Raw genomic sequence first — 24,938 nt, forward strand, 5'->3', positions numbered from 1 at the left:
GACGCGTACTTTCGTACAGGTCAAATTGACGAGGCAATCAAGCGATTCGTATAGTGTGGCTATACGCATGGGCCATGCTGTCGGCATCGCGACTCGAATCTGGGAGATCCATGATCAAGTCGTGGCAGCACAAGGGGCTGGAAGCGTTTTTCACGAGCGGAAACAAGGCCGGCATCCGGCCCGACCATGCGCCAAGGTTACGTCGCCAGCTTGCGCGTCCCGACGTCGCGAGCCGACCGCTCGACATGAACGTGCCGGGCTGGCGCTTGCACGGTCTCGCTCGGGGGCTGGACGGCCATTTCGCGGTGAGCGTGAGCAGCAACTGGCGCCTGACTTTCAGCTTCGAGGGTGCCGACGCTGTTCTGGTCGATTACCAGGACTACCACTGAGGTGATTCAAACCATGACCCGTATCTTCAATCCGCCGCATCCAGGCGAAGCGCTGCGCGACGACGTGCTGCCGGCATTCGGCCTGACCGTCACCGAGGCCGCGGCGCAACTCGGCGTCACGCGTGCGGCGTTGTCGCGCATTCTGCATGGTCATGCAGGGATCTCGCCGGAAATGGCGTTGCGCATCGAGGCGTGGCTTGGCGAGGAGAACGGCGGTCGCGCGGATCTGTGGCTCGCGCAGCAATCCGCTTACGACTTGTGGCAGGCGCGCGCGAAAGGCGTGCCCAAGATAGCGAGAGCGCGGGCACGCACGTGACCGCGCTCTCGTGAGCATGGCTCAATACAGGCTCGGCTCGCCGTTCGGGCGCGTCTTGAAGCGCTTGTGCACCCAGTAGTACTGCTCGGGCAGCAGCGGGATCTGCTCCTCGAGGAATTCGTTCATCCGCCGCGCGTCGAGATCGTCGTCGCCGGTCGGGTAATGCTCCCACGGCTTGAATACCTTCAGACGGTAGCCCTTGTAGTTCGGCAGCACCTCGCCGATGAACGGGACGACCTGCGCACGGCCCGTCTTCGCGAGCCGGCCGACCGCCGTCAGCGTGCAGGCGGGCACGCCGAAGAACGGCACGAACGTCGAATTGCGCAGCCCGTAGTCCATGTCGGCGCCGAGCATCACCGGCTTGCGGTCGCGCAGCCAGCGCAGCACGACGCGTGCGCTGTCCGCGCGGCCGACCATCTCGGCGTCGAAACGCCCGCGCGCCTTCTTCGCCTCTTCCTCGAGCACCGCGTTCGAGAACGGCTGGTAGAGCGACCCGCAGCGGCGATGCAGCGAACGATTCAGCCAGATCGAGCCGGCCTCGATGCCGACGAAATGCAGGCCGAGGAACAGCGTCGGCGGCAGGTCCGGATCGTCGAGGTCGACCGCGCTGTCGACCTGGATCAGCTTCGCGAGCTTTTTCTCCGAACCGAACCACTGCACGCTGCGTTCGACGTAGCTGCGGATCGCATGGCGGAAATGCTGCCCGGCAATTTCCTCGCGGCGCTCGTCGCTCCAGTCAGGGAAGCAGAGTTTCAGATTGGTGTGTACGATGCGCTTTCGCCGGCTGGGGATCTTGTAGAGCAGCCAGCCGAGACCATCGCCGAACCGTGCGGTCAGGCCGTACGGCAACAGGGCGAGCAGTTTCAGCAAGCCAATGGCGAGGTGCGTGGCTAGACGACCTAGCATGCGAAACCTCCGTGGGACCGGCTGGCCGGCGCTTTGCAAACAGGGTGGTGAGACAGCGGAAGATGCAGCACGGGCGGCGCTCTGTGACAATTCAGGAAAGCCGCTATAATACGGGCTTCGCCGAGTTAACTGACAACTTGCGGGGCGAAGCCGGTTAGCGTGACACGCGCTGCCCGGTCCTGGTAATCCGCTAAAGCGTCGCCGCTTCAGGCCCAACGAAGCTGGCTACGTGAAACCAACCGTAACCACACAGGAGCCTGAAAAAGTGGCAAACGATTATCTCTTCACGTCCGAATCCGTCTCTGAAGGCCATCCGGACAAAGTCGCGGACCAAATCTCGGACGCGATCCTCGATGCCATCCTCGAGCAAGACAAGTATTCCCGCGTTGCGGCGGAAACGCTGTGCAACACGGGTCTCGTCGTCCTGGCCGGTGAAATCACCACGACGGCCAACATCGACTACATCCAGATCGCACGCGACACGATCAAGCGCATCGGCTACGACAACACCGACTACGGCATCGACTACAAGGGTTGCGCGGTGCTCGTCGCGTACGACAAGCAGTCGCCGGACATCGCCCAGGGCGTCGATCGTGCACACGACGACAACCTCGACCAGGGCGCGGGCGACCAGGGTCTGATGTTCGGTTACGCGTGCGATGAAACGCCGGAACTGATGCCGCTGCCGATCTACCTGTCGCACCGCCTCGTCGAGCGCCAGGCCAGCCTGCGCCGCGACGGCCGCCTGCAATGGCTGCGCCCGGACGCGAAGTCGCAGGTGACGGTCCGCTACGTCGACGGCAAGCCCGATTCGATCGACACCGTCGTGCTGTCGACGCAGCACGCACCGGACATCGAGCTGCCGGCGCTGCGCGAAGCCGTGATCGAGGAAATCATCAAGCCGACGCTGCCGGCCGACCTGATCAAGGGCGACATCAAGTTCCTGGTGAACCCGACCGGCCGGTTCGTGATCGGTGGCCCGCAGGGCGACTGCGGCCTGACCGGCCGCAAGATCATCGTCGATACCTACGGCGGTGCCGCACCGCACGGCGGCGGCGCGTTCTCGGGCAAGGATCCGTCGAAGGTCGACCGTTCGGCTGCGTACGCAGGCCGCTACGTCGCGAAGAACATCGTCGCCGCCGGCCTCGCGTCGCGCGCGCTGATCCAGGTGTCGTACGCGATCGGCGTGGCCGAGCCGACCTCGGTGATGGTCAACACGTTCGGCACGGGCCGCGTGTCGGATGCGGTGATCACGAAGCTCGTGCGCGAGCATTTCGACCTGCGTCCGAAGGGCATCATCAAGATGCTCGACCTGCTGCGCCCGATCTACGAGAAGACCGCTGCTTACGGCCACTTCGGCCGCGAAGAGCCGGAATTCTCGTGGGAAGCGACCGACAAGGCGCTCGCCCTGGCCGAAGCGGCCGGCGTCGAGCCGACGGCACGCGTCGCGTAAGCGTCGTTCGCCTCAAATGAAAAACCCCGGCTTGCCGGGGTTTTTTTATGGGTTCCGATCGCCGGGGCAGTCGGGCAACGGCGCGGGCAGCGACGCGACGGCGATCGCCGCGCTGCGGTGCCCGCCGGCGTGCGCTCAGCGTGCGCCGAAACCGAACCAGCCGTTGCTGGCCGCGAGGCGGCGCGGGCGGTTGACGCGGCGCTGCGGGCCGAGCGTGCGGCGCAGCGCGAGCGCGCGCAGCGACGACGGCTTCTGCAGCAGCGAGCGCAGGCCGGCACGGCGCGAGAACGCCTGCGCGCTCATCATCGAGAAAAATGCGTGGAACCACGCACGGATACCGTCCAGCCGGCTATGTGCGGGCGTACGCTCCGCCAGCGCCTGCGTGCGTGCGCGGTGATGGCGCAGCGAGCGGGCAGGAGCGGGCGGTACGACGCGCTTCGCAGCGCGGCTGAGACGGGAAGTCAGACGGAATGGCATGTGAACGATGCTTCGCTTGTATGGATGGCGCCCTTGGGAGCGCACTGGTATGAACGGCCTCGGATTGCGCAACGGATCTTACCGAAACCCGCTGCGCGCCGCGCCCGCCAGAATTGACAGGCCGCGACAGGCTACAGGGGATTCATGACGGGCAAAAGTCGCGATAAACCCTTGTGCCACAAGGCGTGTGCCGCATACCGCCTGTGGGTGAGGCCAGCACCGCGCCGTACAGTTCCCTTGAGCCGGATCAAATTCGAGATTGGCATGCCCCTGCGCACGACAATGGTGCTGTTCGCGGTATCCGGTGCCGATTTACAATCGTCACATTCACACAATAAACGTCTGGCATCCCATGTCGTCTCCATTGCAGTCGGAATCGATCCGCGCGCAAGTCGCGGAATTGCGCGAGCGGGGCTTCGTCGTCGCGCGTGGCCTCGTCAGCGCCGAGCAGTGCGCGGTGCTCAGGCAGGTCGCGGAGCGCCAGTTGCAGGAGGCGGCCGAGCCGATCGAGTTCGAGGCGGATCTGCGCTACCCGGGCGCGCCCGAGTCCAAGCATGCGCCGGGCGGGCACACGGTGCGGCGGCTGCTTGATGCGTATTCGCGTGATCCGGCCTTCGCCGAGCGCGCGATCGCACCCGAAATCGGTGCGTGGATGCGCGAGTATTTCGGCGAAGAACCGGTGCTGTCGCGCGCGCATCACAACTGCATGATGACGAAGCACCCCGCGTACGGCAGCCTGACCGGCTGGCATCGCGATTTCCGTTACTGGGCGTTCGAGCGTCCGGACATGGTGTCGGTGTGGCTCGCACTCGGCCCGGAAACGAACGAGAACGGCGCACTGTGGCTCGTGCCGGGGTCGCATACGGCCGAATTCGGGCCTGAAGCGTTCGACGATGCGAAGTTCTTCCGCAGCGACCTGCCGGCGAACAAGAAGATGATCGACGCGGCCACGTGCCCGTCGCTGCAGACGGGCGACGTCGTGTTTTTCCACAGCAACACGCTGCATTCGGCCGGGCAGAACCGTTCCGACCAGGTGAAATTCTCGCTCGTGTACACGTACCACGGCGCGAGCAACCGGCCGTTGCCGGGCACGCGTTCGGCGTCGAAACCGGAAGTGCAGTTCTAGGCGCGGAGCGGGCGGCCCTCAAGGCCGCGGCGATTCCGCGATGCAGCGCATCGCGGGGGCATGGAACAACGGGCGGCCTGGCCGCCCGTTTCGTTTGGCGCGGCCCGGACGCAAGACGCAGGCCGTGCGCGCATCGCGCGACTGCGCGCTCAGCGCTTGTTGCCCGGCATCGCGAGGCCGATCAGGCCGATGAACGATGCGACGGCGCCGCCGACGATCAGCAGGATCGTCTTCGTCGCGGGCGAACCGGTGAAGAAGCGCGACACATTGTCGTTGATCGAGTGGAACGACTGGCCGCCGAAATACAGCAGCACGACGCCGCCGACGAGCAGCGCAACCGAGATGACCCGGGACATACCAACCTCGCTGAAACGGTGATTCGAGACGCCGCAGTGTAGGCGACGACCGCGGCCGCGTCCATCGCCGTGCCGCCGAGCGCGATCCGGCCGCTTTCGCTACCATAGTCGTCGTATGACTCCTTCGCCGCCGTCGCGCCGCAAGCGCGGCCGGCGCGCGTCCCTTCTCCCGATGTCCTGACGGAACCGACTCATGGCCTACGAAGCAGCTTCCGAACGTTATGCCGACATGCACTACCGCACCTGCGGCAAGTCCGGGCTCAAACTGCCCGCACTGTCGCTCGGCCTGTGGCACAACTTCGGCGACTCGACGCCGATCTCGACGCAGCGCGAGATCCTGCGCACCGCGTTCGACCTCGGCATCAACCACTTCGATCTCGCGAACAACTACGGGCCGCCGTACGGCAGCGCGGAAACCAACTTCGGCCGGTTGCTGAAAGAGGATTTCCGGCCGTATCGCGACGAGCTGCTGATTTCGACGAAGGCCGGCTGGGACATGTGGCCGGGACCGTACGGCAGCGGCGGCGGGTCGCGCAAGTACGTGCTCGCGAGCCTCGACCAGAGCCTGCAGCGAATGGGGCTCGACTACGTCGACATCTTCTATTCGCACCGCTTCGACGCGCACACGCCGCTCGAGGAAACGGCGGGCGCGCTTGCGTCGGCCGTGCAGCAGGGCAAGGCGCTCTACATCGGCATTTCGTCGTACTCGGCGGCGAAGACGCGCGAGATGGCCGAGTTGCTCGCGCAATACAAGGTGCCGTTGCTGATCCACCAGCCGTCGTACAACCTGCTGAACCGCTGGGTCGAAACCGAACTGCTCGGCACGCTCGACGAGATCGGCACGGGCAGCATTGCGTTCACGCCGCTCGCGCAGGGGCTGCTCACGTCGAAGTACCTGAACGGCGTGCCGGCCGATGCGCGCGTGAACAAGCCGGGCGGCGGTTCGCTGAAGCAGGATCACCTGAGCGCGGACAATCTCGATCATGTGCGCAAGCTCAACGCAATCGCCGAACGGCGCGGGCAGAGCCTCGCGCAGATGGCGCTCGCCTGGGTGCTGCGCAACGGCCGCGTGACGTCCGCGCTGATCGGTGCAAGCCGCGCGGAGCAGGTGCGTGAAAACGTCGGCGCGCTGAAGAACCTCGAATTCTCGGCGGAAGAGCTCGCGGAGATCGATCGTTACGCGACGGAAGGGGGCATCAATCTGTGGGAAAAGCCGTCCACCGACCAGGCGATCTGACCGGCAGTCGATACGGCATGCGAAACATCGCGTGCCGTATCAATGGCTGGCGCGCAGCATATCGCATCGCTGCACTGCAGCGATGCGCGCCGCGCACGGGTTGCGCTGCTAGATCAGCGCAGGCAGGCCTTCGACGAGCAACACCGCGACGCCGACGCCGAGGATGACGCCCAGCACGCGCAGCAGGTTGTGGCGGAATTCGGTTGCGCACGGCACCGCGCCGAGAAATAGCGCTCCGGCCAGCGCCATCGGAATCAACAGGATGAAGTCGCCGATCGTGAAGTAGGTCGTCATGCGTGTCTCCAAGGTCGACCGGAGTGGGCGCTTGCGCGCTTGCTCCGGCCCCATGCCGGGTGTTTCTAGTATTGGTCCGGCCCGATTGCGAGCGGGGCGGTCAATTCGAGTATAGGCAACCGGCAGTGCTTTTCGCTATCCGAACCATTAAAAATCGGCGGAAAGCCTGACGAATTACGCATTCTTCCCCGCAAGTCAGACGAACGCCTTGAGCATATCTTTCTCGTGCCTTTCGATTTTCGCGGATTCGTCGTATGTGTCCGATGCGTGCCGCCGCACTGGCGGGCGCGGCGGCACGCCCGCTCATGCGCGGTCGGGTTGCGCGCGGGCCGCCGGCGCGCGGAACACGAGTGCGAGCCCCGCGATGATGGCCCCCATGCCGGCGAGTGCGAGCGGCTCGGGCCGGTTGCCGAGCCACGCGGCATCCATCAGCGTGGTGACGACGGGCACGAGATAGAACAGGCTCGTCACGTTGACGAGATCGCCGCGCTGCATCAACCGGTAGAACAGCAGTTGCGCGATCACCGAAATCACGATGCCGAGCCACAGCAGCGGGATCACGAATGCCCAGCTCATGTCGAACGACACCGGCCGGAACGGCACGATCGCCACGCACAGTGCGAGGCCGATTGCATTCTGCAGCGGCAACACGTCGGCGGGCGCCGCTCGTACGCGCTTTTGCAGCAGCGAGCCGGCGGTCAGCGCGACGAGCGCGGTGAGCGCGCACGCGATGCCCGCAAGCGACAGGCCGCCATCCCCTACGCCCCGGAACACGACGAGCGCGAGGCCGGCCAGCGACAGCGCAAGCCCCGCGACACGTACGGGCTGCCAGCGCCGCTCGACGATCGCGAGCGTGAGGATCGGCTGCACGCCGAGGATCGTCGCGAGCACGCCCGGCGCGATCCCGCGTTCGAGCGCGAGCAGGTAGAAGATCGAATAGCCGCCCATCATCAGCAAGCCGGTCAGCGCGGCCATGCGCCGCTCGCCGAGCGGCGGCAGCCAGCGTTTGCGCACGAAGGCCAGCCCGAGCAGCACGAGCGATGCCAGTGCGAAACGTGCGGTGAGAAAGACGAACGCGGAGGCGTGACGCAGACCGAGTTCAGCGAAGATCGCGCCGCTGCTCCACAGCAGCACGAAGAGCGACGTCGCGCCATGCGCGGCGAGCGCGCGTTTGAACGAAACCATGTGAATCCACCTGTCGAACGGATCGAAATGTTCCATCCGCGCGCGCAGCAACCCGCCGTGCGTCACGACGCACGAATGCGAGCCTGCGGGCGAATGGAAGACGAAACGAAAAGCCGGCGGGTCAGCCGGCGCGTGCCGCCGGCGGGGGCGGCGCGGCGCCGACGAGCGGCGGTGCGACAGGGGGAGGAAGGACCGACGGATGCGCGCACGCCTGCGGCCGCGAGTCGAACTGCGGCCGGGATTTTGCGAGGGCGGACGTGAGCGGATGCATCGTGTCGGAATGCGCTTGAACGCGAATGAGCATCAAAGGTACCGCAACGCCTGCACCGGACGCAACATCTGTCGGCGGCGCATTGCATGACGAAGAGCGCTAGGCGATGCGTGCGCAACCGTTGCCGTGCCGGCTGCGTTCGAGGCAGGGAGAAGGTGGTGACGGCGTCGCGTGATTCGGCAATCGCAGTCGAGCGAAATTGCCTGGCGACCCGATACCGGATTCACGGTGCACGTGGAGCGTGGGTCACGTGCGCGCCGCGGTGATGCCGGGGATTCGGCGGGCAGTCACATTCGACAGGGTATGATGGGGGTAACCGGGCGGGCAAGCGCCTGCTCCGGCGTAGTGGTTGATTGGAGACATTCGACGAATTCGCGGCACTTCGCCTGCTTCTTCTTCTTTTCGTGCTTCGATAAACCGTGAACAATGGGATTACGCGCAACGCTCCGTCGAGAGCGCGCGGATCGTGCATTTGCCGGCTCGCCAGCGGGCCGGGTTTCAAGATTCAAGAGTGGGGAACCATCATGCATGTCGGGTCGATTGTCTGCACTACCCATATCGCGGTGCCGAAGGGCGCGCGCGGCATCGTCCAGCGCGTCCTGGGCGACATGGCCATGGTGACCTGGTACGCGGGCGTACCGGGCGAGTCCAAGGAACTCAACACCGAGCCGTTCTTTCTCGAGGACCTGATCGACACCGGCGAATCCGTGCTGCCGGCCGGCGCGGCGCTTCACTAAGCGCAACCACCGCACCGGGCGCTCGTCTTTCAGCCCGGCAGGCGGCACAATGCGGGGCATGAAAGACGTCACTTCCGCTCCCGCTTCTCCCGTCGTCCCGCCGTTCGCCGGACTCACGCCCGAGTGCGTGCTCGATGCGCTCGACAGCGTGCTGATACCGGCCGGCCTGCGCACCGACGGGCGCCTGCTCGCGCTCAACAGCTACGAAAACCGCGTCTATCAGGTCGGCATCGAAGACGGCCCGCCGGTCGTCGCGAAGTTCTACCGTCCGGCGCGCTGGTCGGACGAAGCGATCCTCGAAGAGCACGCGTTCGTCGCCGAACTCGCCGCGCGCGAGATTCCGGCGGTGCCCGCGCGCACCTTCGACGGCCGCACGCTGCACGCGTTCGACGGCTTCCGCTTCTCGATCTTCGAGCGGCGCGGCGGCCGCGCGCCCGATCTCGATCGCAGCGACACGCTCGAATGGCTCGGCCGTTTCATCGGCCGGATCCATGCGGTCGGCGCGACGCAGCCGTATGTCGCGCGCCCCGTGCTCGACATCAAGACGTTCGGCTACGAGCCGCGCGACTACCTGCTCGCGCACGACTTCATTCCGGACGATGTGCGGCCCGCGTACGAGACGGCCGTGACGCTCGCGCTCGAAGGCGTCGAGGCCGCGTTCGAGCGGGCCGGCGAGATCCGCCTGCTGCGCACGCACGGCGACTGTCATCCGAGCAACGTGCTGTGGACCGATGCCGGCCCGCACTTCGTCGATTTCGACGACAGCCGGATGGCGCCCGCGATCCAGGATCTGTGGCTGCTGCTGCCGGGCGATCGTGAAGGCGCGTCGCGTGCGTTGGCGGACCTGCTGGCCGGCTACGAGGATTTCTGCGAATTCGAGCCGCGCGAGCTGCATCTCGTCGAAGCGCTGCGCACGCTGCGGCTGATCCACTACGCGGCATGGCTCGCAAGGCGCTGGGACGATCCCGCCTTTCCCGCCGCGTTCCCGTGGTTCAACACGCATCGCTACTGGGAAGCGCGCGTGCTCGAGTTGCGCGAGCAGATCGGCGCGATGCAGGAAGGGCCGCTCTGGCCCGTGTGACGGCGCGCGCGGCACCCTCACCGCGCGGCATGCATATGCGGGCCGCGGCGCGATGCGCGCGGCCCGTTCCCCTCAGAACTTCAGCATCAGCTTGATCAGCGCGGCGAAGCGCTTGCCGTACGGCGGCGCGAGCAGGTTGCGCGCGTTCAGGCGCGCCTGCGTGAGCACCGGCTTCATCTTCGAGAACGTCACGAAGCCATCGTAGCCGTGATAGGCGCCCATGCCGCTCGCACCGACACCACCGAACGGCAGACTGCCGCACGCGATGTGCATCAGCGTTTCGTTGATCGACACGCCGCCCGAGATCGTTTCGCGCATCACGCGGTCGATCGTGCCGCCGTCCTCGTCGAACAGGTAGAGCGCGAGCGGACGCGGGCGCGCATTCACGTATGCGATCGCTTCGTCGAGCCGTTCGTACGGCACGAGCGGCAGCAGCGGCCCGAAGATTTCCTCCTGCATCAGTTGCGACGCGGCCGGCACCTGCGTGACCGCGCACGGCACGAAGCGGCGCGATGCGGGATCGGATTGCGCGTCGGACAGCGGATGCAGCTGCGCGCCGGCCGCCTGCGCGTCGCTCGCGAGCTGCTGCAGCCGCGCGTAGTGGCGCGGCGACACGATCGTCGTGTAGTCGCCGTTGGCCGACAGGTCGGGATACAGCTTCGCGAACCGTGCGCGCGCGCGCTCGATGAACGCGGCTTCCATCCCGCGCGGCAGCAGCACGTAGTCGGGCGCGATGCAGGTCTGGCCCGCATTCAGCGTCTTGCCCGCGACGATCGCGTCGACCGCCGCATCGAAGCGCGCGTTCGGGCCGACGATCGCCGGCGACTTGCCGCCGAGTTCGAGCGTGACGGGCGTGAGGTTGTCGGCGGCCGCGCGCATCACGTGGCGGCCGACGTGCGTCGAGCCGGTGAACAGCAGATGATCGAACGGCAGCCCGCTGAACGCGGCGCCCACTTCCGCATCGCCGTTCACGACCGCGACGTGGTCGCGCGTGAAGGTCTTGGCAATGAGCTGCTCGAACAGCGCCGACGTGCGCGGCGTCAGTTCGGACATCTTGATGATCGCGCGGTTGCCGGCCGCGAGCGCACAGATCAGCGGGCCGGCTGCGAGCAGCACCGGGTAGTTCCACGGCACGACGATGCCGACCACGCCGAGCGGCTGCGGAATCACCTTCGCGCGCGCCGGGCGCAACCATTTGTTCATCGGTTTGCGGATCGGCTTCATCCAGCGCTTGCCGTGCTTGAGCGCGTCGTCGATTTCTTCCTTCGCCATCCAGATTTCCGACAGCAGCACTTCCTGCTTCGCGCGATGACCGAAATCGCCGCTGATCGCTTCGGCGAGTGCATCCGCATGGTCGATCAGCATCGTGCGCAGCGCGCGCAGGTGTTGCACGCGCGTTTCCCATGCCGGATACGGCGCGCGCAGGTAGGCCGCGCGCTGGTCACGCAGCAGCGCCGTCAGCGCATCCACCGACGGCAGCGCTTGCGGGGCCAGTTCGGGCAGGTCGTTCTTCATGTCGTCTCCTCCAGTTGGGCCTGGCTGGTCGGCCGGCCGTCACGCCGCACGCGCACGCTCGGCGAGCGCGGCGACGCGGATCGGGGTGGTGCGGGTCGCGCGGCACGGGGCCGGATGCGACGTGTGCTCGAAAACCGGTTGAAGCGTGCAGCGGGCGTCGCATCCACGCGACGGTGTGCGCATCCGGAAACGGCTTTGCGGCGCATGCGCGTGCGGCGCGATGTGACTGCCGGCAGGCACGCGTCGCTGCGCCGTGACTACCCGCCAGCGCTCCGAAGCGGGGCAGCGCGACAGGTCCGTCAAATCATGCCGCGGCGCATCGTGCCGCTGCGGCGGCAAACCGTCCAAACGGTCGGCGACGACACGTGCCGTTCGATTTCGATCGACGGCGCGCATGACGTCGCGCATCCGCGCGCGGGCAGCCGTTTGAAATGAAATGCGGGCTGCGCGCATCGCGTCCGGGCAACCCGGTCGACACGCGGCCTGCAGAACCTGACGCTGCATCGTCGTCGCTCCCGTTTCGCGACGGATCGGCTTCTCGTGGCCGGCGCGTCGCGCAAAGCGAATCGATACATCTTAAATTTAGTTCACCCGGGCGTTTAGAGGAATCGCTCTTGAATCCGCGCGCCGCGCGCGCGACGGCCATTCCTACAATGCCCGAACATTACAAGAGGGGACGCGGTCGCGTGGCGGCCTTCCATGACACGACGGAGACGTGACATGCAATACGACTACATCATCGTCGGCGGCGGTTCGGGCGGATCGAGCCTGGCAGGCCGTCTCGCCGATGCCTGCCCCGATGCGACGATCGCGCTGATCGAGGCCGGCTCGCACACGGAGCGCAACCTGCTCGTCAACATGCCGGTCGGCATCGCGGCGCTGGTGCCGTTCAAGCTCGGCACGAACTACGGCTACGAGACGGTGCCGCAGCCGGGCCTCGGCGGGCGGCGCGGCTACCAGCCGCGCGGGCGCGGGATGGGCGGCTCGAGCGCGATCAACGCGATGATCTATACGCGCGGCCACCCGGGCGACTACGACGAATGGGCGCAGCTCGGCGCGACGGGCTGGGGCTGGCAGGACGTGTTGCCGTATTTCCGTCGTGCGGAAGGCAACGCGCGCGGCGCCGATGCATGGCATGGCGCGGACGGCCCGCTCACGGTGTCGGATCTGCGCTTTCGCAATCCGTTCTCCGAACGATTCATCCAGGCCGCGCACGCGGCCGGCTATCCGCTGAACGACGACTTCAACGGCGCGACGCAGGAAGGCGTCGGCTTCTACCAGGTCACGCACCGCGACGGCTCGCGCTGCAGCGTCGCCCGCGCGTATATCTATGGCCGCAACCGGCCGAACCTGCATGTGATCACCGATGCGACGGTGCTGCGCGTCACGTTCGACGGCAAGCGGGCGGCCGGCGTCGCTGTCGCGCGCAACGGGCGCATCGAGACGCTCGACGCGCGCGCGGAAGTGATCCTGTCGGCCGGCGCGTTCAATTCGCCGCAACTGCTGATGTGCTCCGGGATCGGCCCGGCGGAGCAGCTGCGCCGGCACGGGATCGCGGTCGTGCAGGACGCGCCGGATGTCGGCACGAACCTGATCGACCATATCGATTTCATCATCAATACGCGCGTGAATTCATCGGAGCTGGTCGGCGTCTGCCTGCGCGGGATCGCGAAGATGACGCCCGCGCTCGCGCGCTATTTCTCGAGCCGCACCGGGATGATGACGAGCAACGTCGCGGAGGCCGGTGGCTTCATCAAGAGCGATCCGTCGCTCGAGCGTCCCGACCTGCAGCTGCATTTCTGCACGGCGCTCGTGGACGACCACAACCGCAAGATGCACTGGGGCTTCGGCTATTCGCTGCACGTGTGTGCACTGCGGCCGTTCAGCCGCGGCACGGTGGCGCTCGCGAGCGGCGATGCGCGCGACGCACCGCTGATCGATCCGCGCTTCTTCAGCGATTCGCGCGATCTCGACCTGCTCGTGCGCGGCACGCAGGCGATGCGCAAGATCCTGTCGCAGGCGCCGCTCGCGTCGCAGGGCGGCCGCGAGCTGTACACGCGGGCGGACCAGAGCGAAGCGGAACTGCGCAAGACGATCGTCGAGCATGCCGACACGATCTACCACCCGGTCGGCACCTGCCGGATGGGTTCGGATGCGCGCGCGGTCGTCGATCCGCAACTGCGCGTGCGCGGCGTCGAAGGATTGCGCGTGGTGGATGCGTCGGTGATGCCGACGCTGGTCGGCGGCAATACGAATGCGCCGTCGGTGATGATCGGCGAGCGCGCGGCGGATTTCATCGTCGCCACGCGCAAGGGCGCGGCGCCGCGCGGCGAGGCAGCCGCAGCGGTGCACGGCCGCTGAGCGGCGCGCGCACGGCGGCGGCCATGCTCAGGCAAACGTATCGACGAGGCCGGCGCGGCTCACGCTCGCGGCGGCCGGTGCGGGTTGCGCAGCGCCGACCGGTGCATCGCCGGCTGACGATCCGCCGCTCCCGCGCCGCGACGGCTGGCCGTGGGCGAAGGTCTGCTGCGGGTTCTGTTGCTGCGAGGCGAAGCCGCCGTCGCTGACGGTCGCGCTGCCCAGCCCGAGGCCGCCCGCTTCCATGGCCTCGCGCAGCTTCGGCAGCGCGGCTTCGACCGCTTCGCGCACCTGCGGGTGCTGCGACACGAACAGCGCGTGCGCGTTGTTGTCCGCGACGCGCAGCACGACCTGCAGCGGCCCGAGATCGGCCGGATTGAGCGTCAGTTCGGCGCTCTGCTGGTGCGCATTCGACAGGAACACGACCTTCTGGCTCAGCGCGTCCGTCCAGTCCGGCGTGCTGATGTGCGGCGCGAGCACGTGCGCGTTCGCGGCGGCGATCGCCCCCGCGGCCGGCGACAGCTGCAGGTTCGCCTGGGCCGCGGCCGCAGCCGTGGCGCCGGCCGCGAGCGTCGCGCTGGCGGCCGGGTCCGCCGCGCCGCTGGCTGCCGCGAGCGCGTGCTGCTCGCCCGACTGCGCGTTCGCGTTGGCCTGCAGCGCCTGCGCGGTGGCTTGCGCGGGCGCTTGCTGGGTGGCGAGCGCGCCCTTCGCGTCTGCGAGCGTACGGTCGAAGGTCGGCACCTTCGGCGCTAGCGGCACGGCCGTGGCGGTCGCCGCGGTCGAGGCGGGCGCGGACGCCGTCGTCCCGGCTGCTGGCATCGCGATCGCACCCGAGCCGCCCGTCAGCCTGGCGAGCGCTTCCTGCAGCGCGTCGCGGCTCGTCGCCGGCGTGGCCTGGGTGGTCTGGGCGGCCGCGTCCCTGGCCGCGTGATCCGCCAGCGTGGCCGTGGCATCGGGTTGGCCGGTCACGGCGGTCTTTTGCGCAGCGGCGGCGGCAGCAGCCGCATCGGCCGGCACAGTGTTGTCCGTGCGCGCCTGCAGTTGCGCCTGCACGGCCGCGGCCGCCGCGAGCGCGGCGGCGTCGGGGTTGGTGGCGGCGTTCGTGGTCGTATCGTCGGTCGTGTCGTCGTCATCGGCGGCGGACGGCTTCGTGCCGGCGGCCGGCTTCGACGAAGCCTGTTGCGTCGACGCATCCGGCACGTCGGCATTCGACGCATCGCGACGGGTGGTGACGCTTTGCTTCAGCGTCTGCGCGAACGGCACGGCGGTCGTCGCGGTCGCGGCATCGTTGCCGGCGGCGCTGGACGAACCCGCGCCGCGGGCGGCCTTGAGTGCGGTGCCGGCGGTGTCGAGCAGCGCGCCGAGCAGGGGCAGGGGAGGCATGTCGGTTCTCTCGTTCGAATGCGGTGGTCGGTTACGACGAACGGGCCGCGTCGGCCCGCATGCGCAGGATCTTCGCGGCGTGTTCGTCGGCGTCGCGCTGTTCGCGCCGGGCGTCGCGCTTCGCTTCCTGCGCGACGCCGCGCGCCTGCAGGATTTCAAACGAGCCGACGGTGCGTTTCTTGTTTTGCCAGTTCGGGCGTGCTTCGTCGATACGGACTTCGGCGGCGGCCAGCACGCTGCGCTGCTGCGCGATCGCGGCGTCGAGCGTATCGATGAACGCCTGGAAATTGCGCCAGTTGCCGGCCGGCATCCCGTGCTGCGCGGATTGCGAGAAGCGCGCGTGGTATTCGTCGCGGTAGCGCAGCAGCGCGTCGAGCTGCTCGGCGGCTGCGGTGCGGTCGCGCTGCGCGGTGCCGAGCTGCTTCGTGGCGGAGTCGAGATCCTCCTGCGCGCGGTCGAGCAGCAACTGGAGGGGAAAGCCGTGTGCCATCTGGATCAGCCTCCGTAAGTGTCGAACAGTGCATCGAGCCCGGCGAGGCTCGACGCGAACGGTGCGCATTCGCGAAAGCCCTGTTGCAGGAACGCCTCGATGCGCGGATAGAGCGCGATCGCGCGGTCGAGCTGCGCGTCGCGGCCGGGCGCGTACGCGCCGACCGCGATCAGGTCGCGATTGCGCTGGTAGCGCGACAGCATCTGCTTGAACTGCCGGACGTGGTCGAGGTGCGTTTCGTCGATCAGCGCGGTCATCGCGCGGCTGATCGACGCCTCGATGTCGATCGCCGGATAGTGGCCGGCCTCGGCGAGCGCGCGTGACAGCACGACGTGGCCGTCGAGGATCGCGCGCGCCGAATCGGCGATCGGGTCCTGCTGGTCGTCGCCTTCGGTCAGCACCGTGTAGAACGCGGTGATCGAGCCGCCGCCTTCCGGCCCGTTGCCGGTACGCTCGACGAGCGCGGGCAGCTTCGCGAATACCGAAGGCGGGTAGCCCTTCGTCGCGGGCGGTTCGCCGATCGCCAGCGCGATCTCGCGCTGCGCCATCGCGTAGCGGGTCAGCGAATCCATCAGCAGCAGCACGTGCTTGCCCTGGTCGCGGAAATACTCGGCGAGCGACGTCGCGTAGGCCGCGCCCTGCATCCGCAGCAGCGGCGACACGTCGGCCGGCGCCGCGACGACGACCGAGCGCGCGAGCCCGTCTTCGCCGAGGATCTGTTCGATGAATTCCTTCACTTCGCGGCCGCGTTCGCCGATCAGCCCGATCACGATCACTTCCGCGCTCGTGTAGCGCGCCATCGTGCCGAGCAGCACCGACTTGCCGACGCCGGAGCCCGCGAACAGGCCCATCCGCTGCCCGCGGCCGACGGTGAGCAGCGCGTTGATCGCGCGCACGCCGACGTCGAGCACGTGGTGGATCGGTTCACGCTCGAGCGGGTTGATCGACGGCGCCGACAGCGGCGCATCGACCTTCGATGCGAGCGGGCCGAGGCCGTCGAGCGGGCGGCCCGACGCGTCGACGACGCGCCCGAGCATTTCCCAGCCGACCGGCAGCCGCTTCGCGCCCGCGAGCGGATCGGCGACAGGCGCGCTTTCGCGCGGCCACACGCGCGCGCCGGGCAGCACGCCCGCGACGTCGGTGGTCGGCATCAGGAACAGGCGATCGCCGGCGAAGCCGACGACTTCCGCTTCCGCGTGCGGCAGCGTGCTGCCGGGCGGCAGTTCGATCGTGCATTCGGCGCCGACGGACAGGCGTAGCCCGATCGCTTCCAGCACGAGGCCGGCCGCACGCGTCAGGCGCCCGCACGGCCGCAGCGGCAGCGCGCGCTGGCTGCGCGCGGCGAGCCCGTTCAGGTGGGTGCGCCAGTGCGCGAGATGCGGGTTGTGCGGTGCGCGCGGCGTGGCGCCGGCTGCTTCGGCCGCTGCAGCGGCGGCGTGCGGGGTGGTGTCTTGGGCGGTGTCCAGCGCGGCGCTGTGCGCGTCCGGGCCGAACGACGCGAGCGCGAGTTCGCGCTCGAGCGGCGTCATGCCGTCGTGCGCGAGCGCCTCGGGCGGCCGCGTCACCACGTGCTCACCTTGCCGATCGCGGCGGCGACGCGCTGCCAGCGCGTGGGCAGCGTCGCGTCGACCTCGCCGGTCGCGGCGTGGGCGCGGCAGCCGCCGCGCTCGATCGATGCGTCGGTGCGCACGGTCCAGCCGAGCGTATCGAGATCGTCCTGCAGATAGGCTTCGACGACGGGCAGGTCGGCCGGATTGACCGCGAGATGCGGCGCGCCGGACAGCGCGGGTTCGGCCGCGAGCACGTCGCGCACGGCGGCAACCAGCGCGGCCGGGTCGTGCTTCACGTGCTGGCGGACCACCTGCTGCGCGATGTCGAGCGCGAGCTGCGCGATGTCGGCGGCGAGATCGTGTTCGATGGTCGACACGGCCTCGCGAAACGACGCGGCGAGCGCCGCGAGCTGCGCGGCCTGTTCACGCGCGTCGGCCTGGCCGGCTTCGAAACCCTGTTCGCGGCCCTGGTCGAAACCGGCCTGGTAGCCGAGCGCCTGGCCTTCGACGTGGCCGGCCGCATGGCCTTCGGCGTGCGCGGCGTCGCGCACGCGCTGGAGATCCTCGGCGAGCGCGGCGGCGGGGGCGGCGGCGGGTCGAACGACGCCATCTCCCACCGCTGGTAGGCGGTGAGGGTGCCCGCGCGATCGCTCGCCGAATCAGACATATGCGTCTTCCGCCTTGCCGCCGATCGCGATCGCGCCGCTCTCGGCCAGGTTGCGCACGATCTGCAGGATGCGGCGCTGCTGCGTTTCGACGTCGGACACGCGTACCGGGCCGCGCGCATCGAGATCCTCGGCGAGCAGTTCGGCCGCGCGCTGCGACATGTTCGCGAGGAACTTCTGGCGCAGTGCCGGCGGCGCACCCTTCAGCGCGATGATCAGCGTTTCCGACTCGACTTCCTTGAGCACCATCTGGATCGCGCGATCCTCGAGGTCGAGCAGGTTCTCGAACACGAACATCTGGTCGATGATCTTCTGCGCAAGTTCGGCGTCGTACTGGCGCACGCTTTCGAGCACGCCTTCCTCATGCACGCTCGTCATGAAGTTCAGGATCTCTGCCGCGGTGCGGATGCCGCCCATCGGGCTGCGCTTCAGGTTGTCGCTGCCGGACAGCAGGCCCGTCAGCACGTCGTCGAGCTCGCGCAGCGCGGCCGGCTGGATGCCGTCGAGCGTCGCGATCCGCAGGATCACGTCGTTGCGCAGCCGCTCGGTGAAGCACGACGCGATTTCCGACGCCTGGTCGCGGTCGAGGTGCACGAGGATCGTTGCGATGATCTGCGGATGCTCGTTCTTGATCAGTTCGGCCACCGCGGCCGAATCCATCCATTTGAGGCCCTCGATGCCGCTCGTGTCGCTGCCCTGCAGGATGCGGTCGATCAGCACGCCGGCCTTGTCCTCGCCGAGCGCCTTGGTCAGCACCGAGCGGATGTAGTCGCTCGAATCGAGCGACAGCGCGGTGTGCTGCTCCGCTTCCTTCGCGAATTCGTGCAGCACGCCCTCGACCTGCTCGCGCGTGACGTTCTTCAGCGCGGCCATCGCGGCGCCGATCTTCTGGACCTCGCGCGGCGCGAGGAACTTGAATACCTGCGCGGCCTCTTCCTCGCCGATCGACATCAGCAGGAGCGCGCTCTTGGTCAAGCCTTCAGCGTTCATCGGACACCCAGTTCTTCACGACGGTGGCGACGATCTTCGGATCCTGGCGGGCGATCGTGCGCGCGTAGTCGAGGTTGCGTTCGTAACGGTTCTTCTCGCTCTCGAACCCGAGCAGCAGCGCGTCGGGTTCCTCGGCCTTCTCCGGCGCCGGCAGGCCGTCGAGCGCGACCGGATCTTCCGGCGCGGCGAGCGCCGGCGCGGCCGGCTCGGGCGGCGGGAACGCGCGGCGCATCGCCGGGCGCACGAACATGAAGTAGAGCGCCGCCGCCGCTGCCGCGATGCCGAGCCACTTCGCCGCTTCCTTCGCCATCGCGATCATGTCCGGCTGGCGCCACCACGGCAGGTCGGCGTACGGGTCGCTCGCGGTCGAGAACGCGCTGTTCACGACGTTCACCGAGTCGCCGCGCTTCTCGTCGTAGCCCATCGCATCCTTCACGAGCTGTTCGACCTGCGCGAGCTTCGCGGGCGGCAGCGGCTGCATCGTCACGTGGCCCTTCGCGTCGGCGACCGGCTGGTAGTTGACGACGACCGCGACCGACAGCCGCTTCACGCTGCCCATCGGCTGTTCGAGATGGCGGATCGTCTTGTCGACTTCGTAGTTGGTCGTCTGGTCCTTGCGGTCGCTCACCGGCGTCGTCTGCGGCGCGTTCGCGCCGTTGCCGGCGACGATCGGCGCGGAAGCCGGCTGCGGCGGCGTGTTCGACAGCGCGCCCGGCACGCCCGACGCGCCGCCCTGCGCGAGTTCGGTCGCGCTGCTGGTCTGCTGGCTGCGGATCGTGGCCTGTTGCGGCGAGCCGTTCGGGCCGTAGCTTTCCGACGTCTGCTCGACCTTCGAGAAATCGAGGTCGGCGCTGACCTGCGAGCGCGCGTTGCCGGCGCCGAAGATCGGCGCGAGGATCGCGTCGATGCGCTTCTGCGTGTTGCGCTCGACCTGCTGCACGTACTTGAGCTGGCTTGCGTCGAGGCCGGATGCCGACGCGGTCTGGGTCAGCAGGTTGCCGTCCTGGTCGACGATCGTCACGTTCTTCGCGGGCATGTCGGGCACGCCGGACGACACCATCCGCGTGATTGCCTGGACCTGGCCTTCGTCGAGCACCCGGCCCGGGTAGAGGTCGACGAACACTGACGCGCTCGGCGCTTCCTTGTCGCGCACGAACACCGACGGCTTCGGGATCGCGAGATGCACGCGCGCGCCGCGCACGGCGTTGATCGATTCGATGGTGCGCTGCAGCTCGCCTTCGAGCGCGCGCTGGTAGTTGATCTGCTCGGCGAACTGGCTGATGCCGAATTTCTGGTTGTCCATCAGCTCGAAGCCGACCGAGCCGCCCTTCGGCAGCCCCATCGCGGCGAGCTTCAGGCGCGTTTCATGCACCTGGTTCGACGGCACGAGGATCGCGCCGCCGGCATCGGCGAACTTGTAGGGAACGTTTGCCTGCTGGAGCGCGGCAATGATCGCACCGCCGTCGCGATCCGACAGGTTGCTGTACAGCACGCGGTAGTCGGGCGCGCGGCTCCACAGCACGAGCGCGGTGATGACGGCGATCGCGAATGCAACGGCGATCAGGAACGGCAGCTTCGGGTTGCCCTTCATCCGCGAGATGCCGGGGATGCGTTCCGCGAAGCCGCCAAGCCCGAAGTCCGCGCCTGCGCCACCCGCGCCCGGCAACGCGGCGGCCGCGGCGGCGCCGGGCACCGGGCTGGCGAGGCCCGCGCGGGCATCTGGGTTGATCAGCGAGTTGGCCTGCGAATCCATGCGTCGAGTTTCTCCGGAGCGGGACGACTGAGCTCGCTCGGACGAGCGGGCGGACAATGACACGATGCGATTATCGTGACCCGGGCCGCACTCTGATCGACCGAAAAGAGCGGGGTTTCCCCCGTACTTTCGAGGCTTTGACGCGCGGCGCGCTGCTATCCTTTTTCGGAATCCGGCATGGTGCGCGTGGTGCGGTACCGGCGGATCTCCCGGTGCGTCCGGGTCTCTCTCTCAGTTTTGGGGACAGCATGACTGCGAACGTCAGCGGAATCGGTTCGGTGTTGCAACAGATGCAGTCGATGGCCGCGCAGGCGTCAGGCGGCGTCGCGAGCCCGACGGCGGCCCTGGCCGGCTCGGGCGCGGCGACGGCCAGCACGTTCGCCAGCGCGATGAAGGCGTCGCTCGACAAGATCAGCGGCGACCAGCAGCACGCGCTCGGCGAGGCGCAGGCGTTCGAGGTCGGCGCGCCGAACGTGTCGCTGAACGACGTGATGGTCGACATGCAGAAAGCCAACATTGGCTTCCAGTTCGGGCTCCAGGTCCGCAACAAGCTAGTGAGCGCTTACAACGACATCATGCAGATGGCGGTTTGACAAGGCGGCTATTCGGGAAAAGCGATCCGCGGACGGCCATCCGGCCTGGTCCGCGGGCCGGCCTTGCTGCGCCAGGCGGCATGCGCCGCTTGCCTAAAGCTTTCCAAATCCCTTCCGATAACTCCGGTGAAGGCCGCGTCGTGCGATGCACGGCGGCGGTTCCCGTATAGCCAAGGCACAACAAGGAGAAGCGCATGTTTTCCCCAGGACACGCTGGAGCCAGTGCATACGCGCGTGTCGGCGTCGAGACCGGGGTGATGGGCGCTTCCCCGCACCGGTTGATCGCGATGCTGTACCAGGGCGCGCGGCAGGCGGTTGCGCTGGCGCGCATGCATTTGCAGCAAGGCAATGTGTCGGCGCGCGGCGAAGCGATCGGCAAGGCGATCCGGATCGTCGACAGCGGGCTGAAGGCGTCGCTGAACCTCGATGCGGGCGGCGAGATCGCGGCGCGGCTGGATGCGCTGTATGCGTATATCGGCCGGCGCCTGCTCGAAGCCAATGCGCAGGCGAGCGACGCCATGCTGGTCGAGGTCGACAGGCTGCTCGCGACGCTCGAGGAAGCATGGACGGGCATCGGCCCGGAAGTCGCTCGGATGGCGGCGCAACAGGCAGTGGAAGCATCGAGATGAATCGCAAGGCCGAATACTTCGAACGTTACGAGGCGCTCGCCGCCGTGTCGGGCCGGATGCTGGGCGCCGCCCGCAGCGCCGACTGGAGCGCGTTGCCGGGGTTGCAGGCCGAATTCATGCAGCTGGTCGACGGGCTGAAGGAAGCCGATCCGGGCGTCGTGCTCGACGAATCGGATCTCGGCCGCAAGCTCGACCTGATCCGCCGCATCCTGGCCGACGACGCCGCGATTCGCGATCTCGCGAGCCCGGACGTCGCGCGGCTGTCCGCGCTGTTCGAGGCGCGGCGCTCGACCAAGGTATTGACCGATCTCTACCGCGCGCGCGGGTAGGGCCCGTTTCCGGGGAAACGGGCGCGGGGGCGCACGAGCCCGCTGTGGCAGGCGCGCAGTTCCCGCGGACGGCACCGGCGTGCCGTTCCCGGATTCGCAACGATGTGGCTGAGATGAGCAGGCTCCGATCATGACCGGTATCGACTCCGTTGCTGCCGCACTGCTGGCGAGCCGCCTCGACAGCCTGCTGACCGGCACCGTGTCGGCGCCCGCCGGCGGCGGCGCGACTTCGCAGGTCGGCACGCAGGGCGCCGGCGCGTCGTCCACGCCTTCGTCCGGCAGCCCGCCCGCCGCACCACCCGCTTCCGCCCAGACGGCCCTGTCCGATGTCGGGCGCGTGCTCGACGCGATCTCGCGTGCCGGCGGCGACTCGACGCCGGCCATTGCCGGGCGTGCACCGCTGCTGGCCGATCCCACCGTGCTGCTGACCGACACGGCTGCGCCGGCCCGCGCGCCAGCCACTGCCGATCCGGCTGCGTCTTCCACGCCCGCTTCAGCTGCTGCGTCGTCGGCTGCGTCGTCCACGCCGGCTTCGTCTGCTGCGTCGTCGGCTGCGGCGGCGCGCGACGCGGCTGCGACGTTGCCCGTCGCGGCGCTGCGCGCGGCGCTCGCGCAAGCCGTGAGCGAAAGCGGCCTTTTCTACGAATCTCATCTCGCGCAGTGGCTGGCCGGCCAGCGTCCGCTCGCGGCGCTGATGCGCGAGCCGCAGGCGCGCCTCGCGGCCGCGCTCGCGCCGGCCGATCCGGATGCCGCGCAGCACGGCTCGACCGACCTGCTCGACGAGCTGCTCGCGCAGCGCCCGCCATTGCCGGCGACCGCACGCGCAACCGCGCAGCCGGGCACGCTGGCCCAGGGCGGCGCGCCGGCTCGCGATCCCGCGCAGGCGTTGCCGGCAGGCGCGCGGCAAGGGGCGTCGCTGCCGCACGATACGGCCGATCTGCTCGGCGACCGGCCCGACGCGCGCTGGACGCCCGCGCGGGCCGAGCTGGCCACCGCGTCGTCCGATTCGCAGGCGCAGACGCTTGCGACCGTGCATCCGGCCGCCGTGCCGCTCGTCAGGCAGCAACTCGACGCGCTCGCGACCGACCAGTTCCGCTGGGCGGGCGAGGCATGGCCCGGCGCGCGGCTCGACTGGACGATCGAGCCCGACGATCCGGGCAACCGTGCGTCGCGCGGCGACGGCGACACGGGTGACGGCATCGCCTGGCGCACGCGCCTCACGCTGACGTTGCCGTCGCTCGGCACGGTCGACGCGGAGCTGGTGCTGAACGGCACGCAGCTCGTCGCGCGGCTGCGTGCGAACCAGACGGGTGCCGACCGCCTCACGCGGCACGAGGCGGCGCTGCGGCAGCGGCTCGAAGTGTCGGGCCTCAAGGTGGGCGGGCTGTCGATCCGCGCGGTCGACAACGGCCCGGACGGCTTCGACCTGTTTGCGGCCCAGGCGGCGGCCGCCGCGTATGCGCGGGGTTCGGCCTCGGCCAGCGGCCCGGCGATGCGTGCGCCGGATGCCGACGACGAGGCGCTGCCATGAGCATGACGTCCCGCAAGCGCGCGGCCGCGCTCGTCTACGATCCGAAGGGCGGCGATGCCGCGCCGCGCGTGGTCGCCAAGGGCTACGGCGCGCTCGCCGAGATGATCGTCGCGCGCGCGCACGACGCCGGGCTGTACGTGCATACGGCGCCGGAGATGGTGTCGCTGCTGATGCAGGTCGATCTCGACGACCGGATTCCGCCGCAGCTCTACCAGGCGGTCGCGGATCTGCTCGCGTGGCTGTACTCGCTCGACCGCACCGAACCCGCGCCGGACGACGCCACATCGCGCTTTCCGCTGCCGCCGCTGCGCTGAACGGCTCGGCGTCGCGCGATTTCTTACGAAATGCCGCCTTGACCTTGCAAGGTCATTCTGCCGGTATTTTTCGCCTATCGATCGGCATCGTGCTGCAATGCTCGCGCTTCGCCCGCATTTCCTCGCTCGGCGGGCTTGCCGCTGCGTATCCGGGCGGATTGAGCCGGCAATAGATTTGTGTAATGATATCCATTCTCATTTTCATGCTGCCCGGGCGGCGCGCACGCTTTGCGCGCCGCCCGTTGCTTTGAACGAATGGAATCTCTCGCGTGAACGCGCCCGAAACGATCAATCCGCCCAAGACGGGAGCTTCCCGCGCGGGCGTCACCGTGCTGCACCCGGCGGCCCGCCCGCTGAGCGACGACGAACTGGCCGCGCGCCGCCAGCGTTCGCGCCGCGCGACCTTCATCAAGTGGCTGCGCAAGGTGCATGGCTGGGTCGGGCTGTGGGGCGCGGTGCTCGGGCTGCTGTTCGGCGTGACGGGCGTGCTGCTCAACCACCGTGCGCCGCCGCTGAAGATTTCGACCGGCGAGCCGCAGGTCGAGGAGATGCAGATCGCGCTGCCCGATCCGGCGCCGAAGACGCCCGCCGCGATGACGAAGTGGCTGCAGCACGAACTGCATTTCGACGGCAAGCCGGGCCGCATGCGCAAGGAGCCCGCGCAGCCCGTCGCGTGGGGCGACAAGCGCGTGATGCAGCCGGAGCACTGGCAGATGGGCCTGTTCGGCCCGCACCAGAACGTGCAGGCCGAATACTGGGTCGGCAACGGCTACGTCGCGGTGAAGCGCACGGGCAACACGTTCCTGACGACGCTGAACAACCTGCATCGCGGCGTCGGGATGAATCTCGGCTGGGTGCTGCTGATGGACACGATCGCGGGCTCGCTGATCCTGCTGTCGCTGACCGGCGTGCTGCTGTGGACCGAGCTGAACAAGCGCCGCACGGTCGGCGTCGTGCTGGTGGTCGGTTCGGTCGCCGCGGCGCTGGCCGCCGGCCTGACCTGATTCGCG

The 24,938-nt window shown here is 68.5% G+C and carries 27 protein-coding genes and 1 pseudogene; 16 read left to right on the plus strand and 12 right to left on the minus strand.

The window, feature by feature from the left end; genetic code table 11:
- Positions 1 to 110: 110 nt before the first annotated feature.
- Both C5O79_RS27975 and C5O79_RS27980 read left to right on the plus strand, forming a co-directional pair.
- Positions 111 to 389, plus strand: a complete 279-nt coding sequence (locus tag C5O79_RS27975; protein WP_122474437.1) for a type II toxin-antitoxin system RelE/ParE family toxin — start codon at positions 111 to 113, stop codon at positions 387 to 389.
- Between the two features lie 13 nt (positions 390 to 402).
- On the plus strand, positions 403 to 705 hold the full coding sequence (locus tag C5O79_RS27980) for a HigA family addiction module antitoxin (RefSeq protein ID WP_046544200.1): 303 nt from the start codon (positions 403 to 405) through the stop codon (positions 703 to 705).
- 21 nt (positions 706 to 726) lie between these two features.
- On the opposite strand, the gene lpxL is transcribed toward C5O79_RS27980, so the two are convergent.
- The gene (gene lpxL / locus C5O79_RS27985) at positions 727 to 1,611 is read right to left on the minus strand and encodes a lauroyl acyltransferase LpxL (RefSeq protein ID WP_039353863.1); all 885 of its coding nucleotides are present in this window, start codon (positions 1,609 to 1,611) and stop codon (positions 727 to 729) included.
- A gap of 265 nt (positions 1,612 to 1,876) precedes the next feature.
- On the opposite strand from lpxL, the gene metK reads away from it, so the two are divergent.
- A complete protein-coding gene (gene metK, locus C5O79_RS27990) occupies positions 1,877 to 3,064 on the plus strand; it encodes a methionine adenosyltransferase (RefSeq protein ID WP_006482984.1) in 1,188 nt (395 codons plus the stop codon).
- Positions 3,065 to 3,199: 135 nt separating this feature from the next.
- On the opposite strand, the gene C5O79_RS27995 is transcribed toward metK, so the two are convergent.
- The gene (locus tag C5O79_RS27995) at positions 3,200 to 3,541 is read right to left on the minus strand and encodes a hypothetical protein (RefSeq protein WP_039353869.1); all 342 of its coding nucleotides are present in this window, start codon (positions 3,539 to 3,541) and stop codon (positions 3,200 to 3,202) included.
- 352 nt (positions 3,542 to 3,893) lie between these two features.
- Here C5O79_RS27995 and C5O79_RS28000 point away from each other — a divergent pair, with 352 nt between their 5' ends.
- Entirely contained in the window at positions 3,894 to 4,667 is a 774-nt protein-coding gene (locus C5O79_RS28000; protein WP_046544201.1) for a phytanoyl-CoA dioxygenase family protein, read from the plus strand.
- A 149-nt stretch (positions 4,668 to 4,816) separates the two neighbouring features.
- Here C5O79_RS28000 and C5O79_RS28005 read toward each other — a convergent pair whose 3' ends face one another.
- A complete protein-coding gene (locus C5O79_RS28005; RefSeq protein WP_039353880.1) occupies positions 4,817 to 5,023 on the minus strand; it encodes a DUF3185 family protein in 207 nt (68 codons plus the stop codon).
- A gap of 193 nt (positions 5,024 to 5,216) precedes the next feature.
- Between C5O79_RS28005 and mgrA the strand changes: the two genes are divergently transcribed.
- On the plus strand, positions 5,217 to 6,260 hold the full coding sequence (gene mgrA / locus C5O79_RS28010; protein WP_122474436.1) for an L-glyceraldehyde 3-phosphate reductase: 1,044 nt from the start codon (positions 5,217 to 5,219) through the stop codon (positions 6,258 to 6,260).
- A 108-nt stretch (positions 6,261 to 6,368) separates the two neighbouring features.
- On the opposite strand, the gene C5O79_RS28015 is transcribed toward mgrA, so the two are convergent.
- Together C5O79_RS28015 and C5O79_RS28020 are read right to left on the minus strand one after the other, a co-directional pair.
- A complete protein-coding gene (locus C5O79_RS28015) occupies positions 6,369 to 6,554 on the minus strand; it encodes a hypothetical protein (protein WP_011353526.1) in 186 nt (61 codons plus the stop codon).
- Between the two features lie 303 nt (positions 6,555 to 6,857).
- On the minus strand, positions 6,858 to 7,739 hold the full coding sequence (locus tag C5O79_RS28020) for a DMT family transporter (protein WP_046544203.1): 882 nt from the start codon (positions 7,737 to 7,739) through the stop codon (positions 6,858 to 6,860).
- A 795-nt stretch (positions 7,740 to 8,534) separates the two neighbouring features.
- Here C5O79_RS28020 and C5O79_RS28030 point away from each other — a divergent pair.
- Both C5O79_RS28030 and C5O79_RS28035 read left to right on the plus strand, forming a co-directional pair.
- On the plus strand, positions 8,535 to 8,747 hold the full coding sequence (locus C5O79_RS28030) for a hypothetical protein (protein WP_011353523.1): 213 nt from the start codon (positions 8,535 to 8,537) through the stop codon (positions 8,745 to 8,747).
- A gap of 49 nt (positions 8,748 to 8,796) precedes the next feature.
- Positions 8,797 to 9,828, plus strand: a complete 1,032-nt coding sequence (locus C5O79_RS28035) for a serine/threonine protein kinase (protein WP_047852336.1) — start codon at positions 8,797 to 8,799, stop codon at positions 9,826 to 9,828.
- A 72-nt stretch (positions 9,829 to 9,900) separates the two neighbouring features.
- Here C5O79_RS28035 and C5O79_RS28040 read toward each other — a convergent pair whose 3' ends face one another.
- Positions 9,901 to 11,343 carry a coniferyl aldehyde dehydrogenase gene (locus C5O79_RS28040; protein WP_047852335.1) on the minus strand — a complete coding sequence of 481 codons (1,443 nt, stop codon included), beginning with the start codon at positions 11,341 to 11,343 and terminating at the stop codon, positions 9,901 to 9,903.
- 123 nt (positions 11,344 to 11,466) lie between these two features.
- Between C5O79_RS28040 and C5O79_RS38250 the strand changes: the two genes are divergently transcribed.
- Together C5O79_RS38250 and C5O79_RS28050 are read left to right on the plus strand one after the other, a co-directional pair.
- Complete coding sequence (locus tag C5O79_RS38250; protein WP_160313563.1) at positions 11,467 to 11,778, plus strand: hypothetical protein; 312 nt, start codon at positions 11,467 to 11,469, stop codon at positions 11,776 to 11,778.
- 285 nt (positions 11,779 to 12,063) lie between these two features.
- Entirely contained in the window at positions 12,064 to 13,704 is a 1,641-nt protein-coding gene (locus C5O79_RS28050; protein ID WP_047852333.1) for a GMC family oxidoreductase N-terminal domain-containing protein, read from the plus strand.
- 27 nt (positions 13,705 to 13,731) lie between these two features.
- On the opposite strand, the gene C5O79_RS28055 is transcribed toward C5O79_RS28050, so the two are convergent.
- From C5O79_RS28055 to fliF, 6 genes and pseudogenes are all read right to left on the minus strand, one after another.
- A complete protein-coding gene (locus C5O79_RS28055) occupies positions 13,732 to 15,084 on the minus strand; it encodes a flagellar hook-length control protein FliK (protein WP_122474434.1) in 1,353 nt (450 codons plus the stop codon).
- 31 nt (positions 15,085 to 15,115) lie between these two features.
- Positions 15,116 to 15,574, minus strand: a complete 459-nt coding sequence (gene fliJ / locus C5O79_RS28060; protein WP_039353905.1) for a flagellar export protein FliJ — start codon at positions 15,572 to 15,574, stop codon at positions 15,116 to 15,118.
- Positions 15,575 to 15,579: 5 nt separating this feature from the next.
- A complete protein-coding gene (fliI, locus tag C5O79_RS28065; protein WP_122474433.1) occupies positions 15,580 to 17,142 on the minus strand; it encodes a flagellar protein export ATPase FliI in 1,563 nt (520 codons plus the stop codon).
- A pseudogene (fliH, locus tag C5O79_RS28070) lies at positions 17,136 to 17,791 on the minus strand (flagellar assembly protein FliH). Before fliH ends, fliI begins: the two are co-directional and overlap by 7 nt.
- Entirely contained in the window at positions 17,784 to 18,779 is a 996-nt protein-coding gene (fliG, locus tag C5O79_RS28075) for a flagellar motor switch protein FliG (protein WP_039354740.1), read from the minus strand. The pseudogene fliH and the gene fliG overlap by 8 nt, the downstream one beginning before the upstream one ends.
- Complete coding sequence (gene fliF / locus C5O79_RS28080) at positions 18,769 to 20,532, minus strand: flagellar basal-body MS-ring/collar protein FliF (RefSeq protein ID WP_122474432.1); 1,764 nt, start codon at positions 20,530 to 20,532, stop codon at positions 18,769 to 18,771. Before fliF ends, fliG begins: the two co-directional genes overlap by 11 nt.
- A gap of 248 nt (positions 20,533 to 20,780) precedes the next feature.
- On the opposite strand from fliF, the gene fliE reads away from it, so the two are divergent.
- From fliE to C5O79_RS28115, 7 genes are all read left to right on the plus strand, one after another.
- The gene (gene fliE, locus C5O79_RS28090; RefSeq protein WP_046544213.1) at positions 20,781 to 21,125 is read left to right on the plus strand and encodes a flagellar hook-basal body complex protein FliE; all 345 of its coding nucleotides are present in this window, start codon (positions 20,781 to 20,783) and stop codon (positions 21,123 to 21,125) included.
- 194 nt (positions 21,126 to 21,319) lie between these two features.
- The gene (fliS, locus tag C5O79_RS28095; RefSeq protein ID WP_046544214.1) at positions 21,320 to 21,754 is read left to right on the plus strand and encodes a flagellar export chaperone FliS; all 435 of its coding nucleotides are present in this window, start codon (positions 21,320 to 21,322) and stop codon (positions 21,752 to 21,754) included.
- Positions 21,751 to 22,083 carry a flagellar protein FliT gene (locus C5O79_RS28100; RefSeq protein ID WP_039354754.1) on the plus strand — a complete coding sequence of 111 codons (333 nt, stop codon included), beginning with the start codon at positions 21,751 to 21,753 and terminating at the stop codon, positions 22,081 to 22,083. Before fliS ends, C5O79_RS28100 begins: the two co-directional genes overlap by 4 nt.
- Positions 22,084 to 22,213: 130 nt before the next feature.
- Positions 22,214 to 23,614, plus strand: coding sequence for a flagellar hook-length control protein FliK (locus tag C5O79_RS28105; protein ID WP_122474431.1), 1,401 nt, complete (start codon positions 22,214 to 22,216; stop codon positions 23,612 to 23,614).
- Entirely contained in the window at positions 23,611 to 23,928 is a 318-nt protein-coding gene (locus C5O79_RS28110; RefSeq protein WP_122474430.1) for an EscU/YscU/HrcU family type III secretion system export apparatus switch protein, read from the plus strand. The genes C5O79_RS28105 and C5O79_RS28110 overlap by 4 nt, the downstream gene beginning before the upstream one ends.
- A gap of 38 nt (positions 23,929 to 23,966) precedes the next feature.
- On the plus strand, positions 23,967 to 24,101 hold the full coding sequence (locus C5O79_RS38855) for a hypothetical protein (protein WP_257791816.1): 135 nt from the start codon (positions 23,967 to 23,969) through the stop codon (positions 24,099 to 24,101).
- Positions 24,102 to 24,197: 96 nt separating this feature from the next.
- Positions 24,198 to 24,932, plus strand: coding sequence for a PepSY-associated TM helix domain-containing protein (locus C5O79_RS28115; RefSeq protein ID WP_046544216.1), 735 nt, complete (start codon positions 24,198 to 24,200; stop codon positions 24,930 to 24,932).
- Positions 24,933 to 24,938: the final 6 nt, after the last annotated feature.

It is taken from the genome of Burkholderia sp. SRS-25 (assembly GCF_004343765.1).
In the GTDB taxonomy this organism is placed as follows: domain Bacteria; phylum Pseudomonadota; class Gammaproteobacteria; order Burkholderiales; family Burkholderiaceae; genus Burkholderia; species Burkholderia contaminans.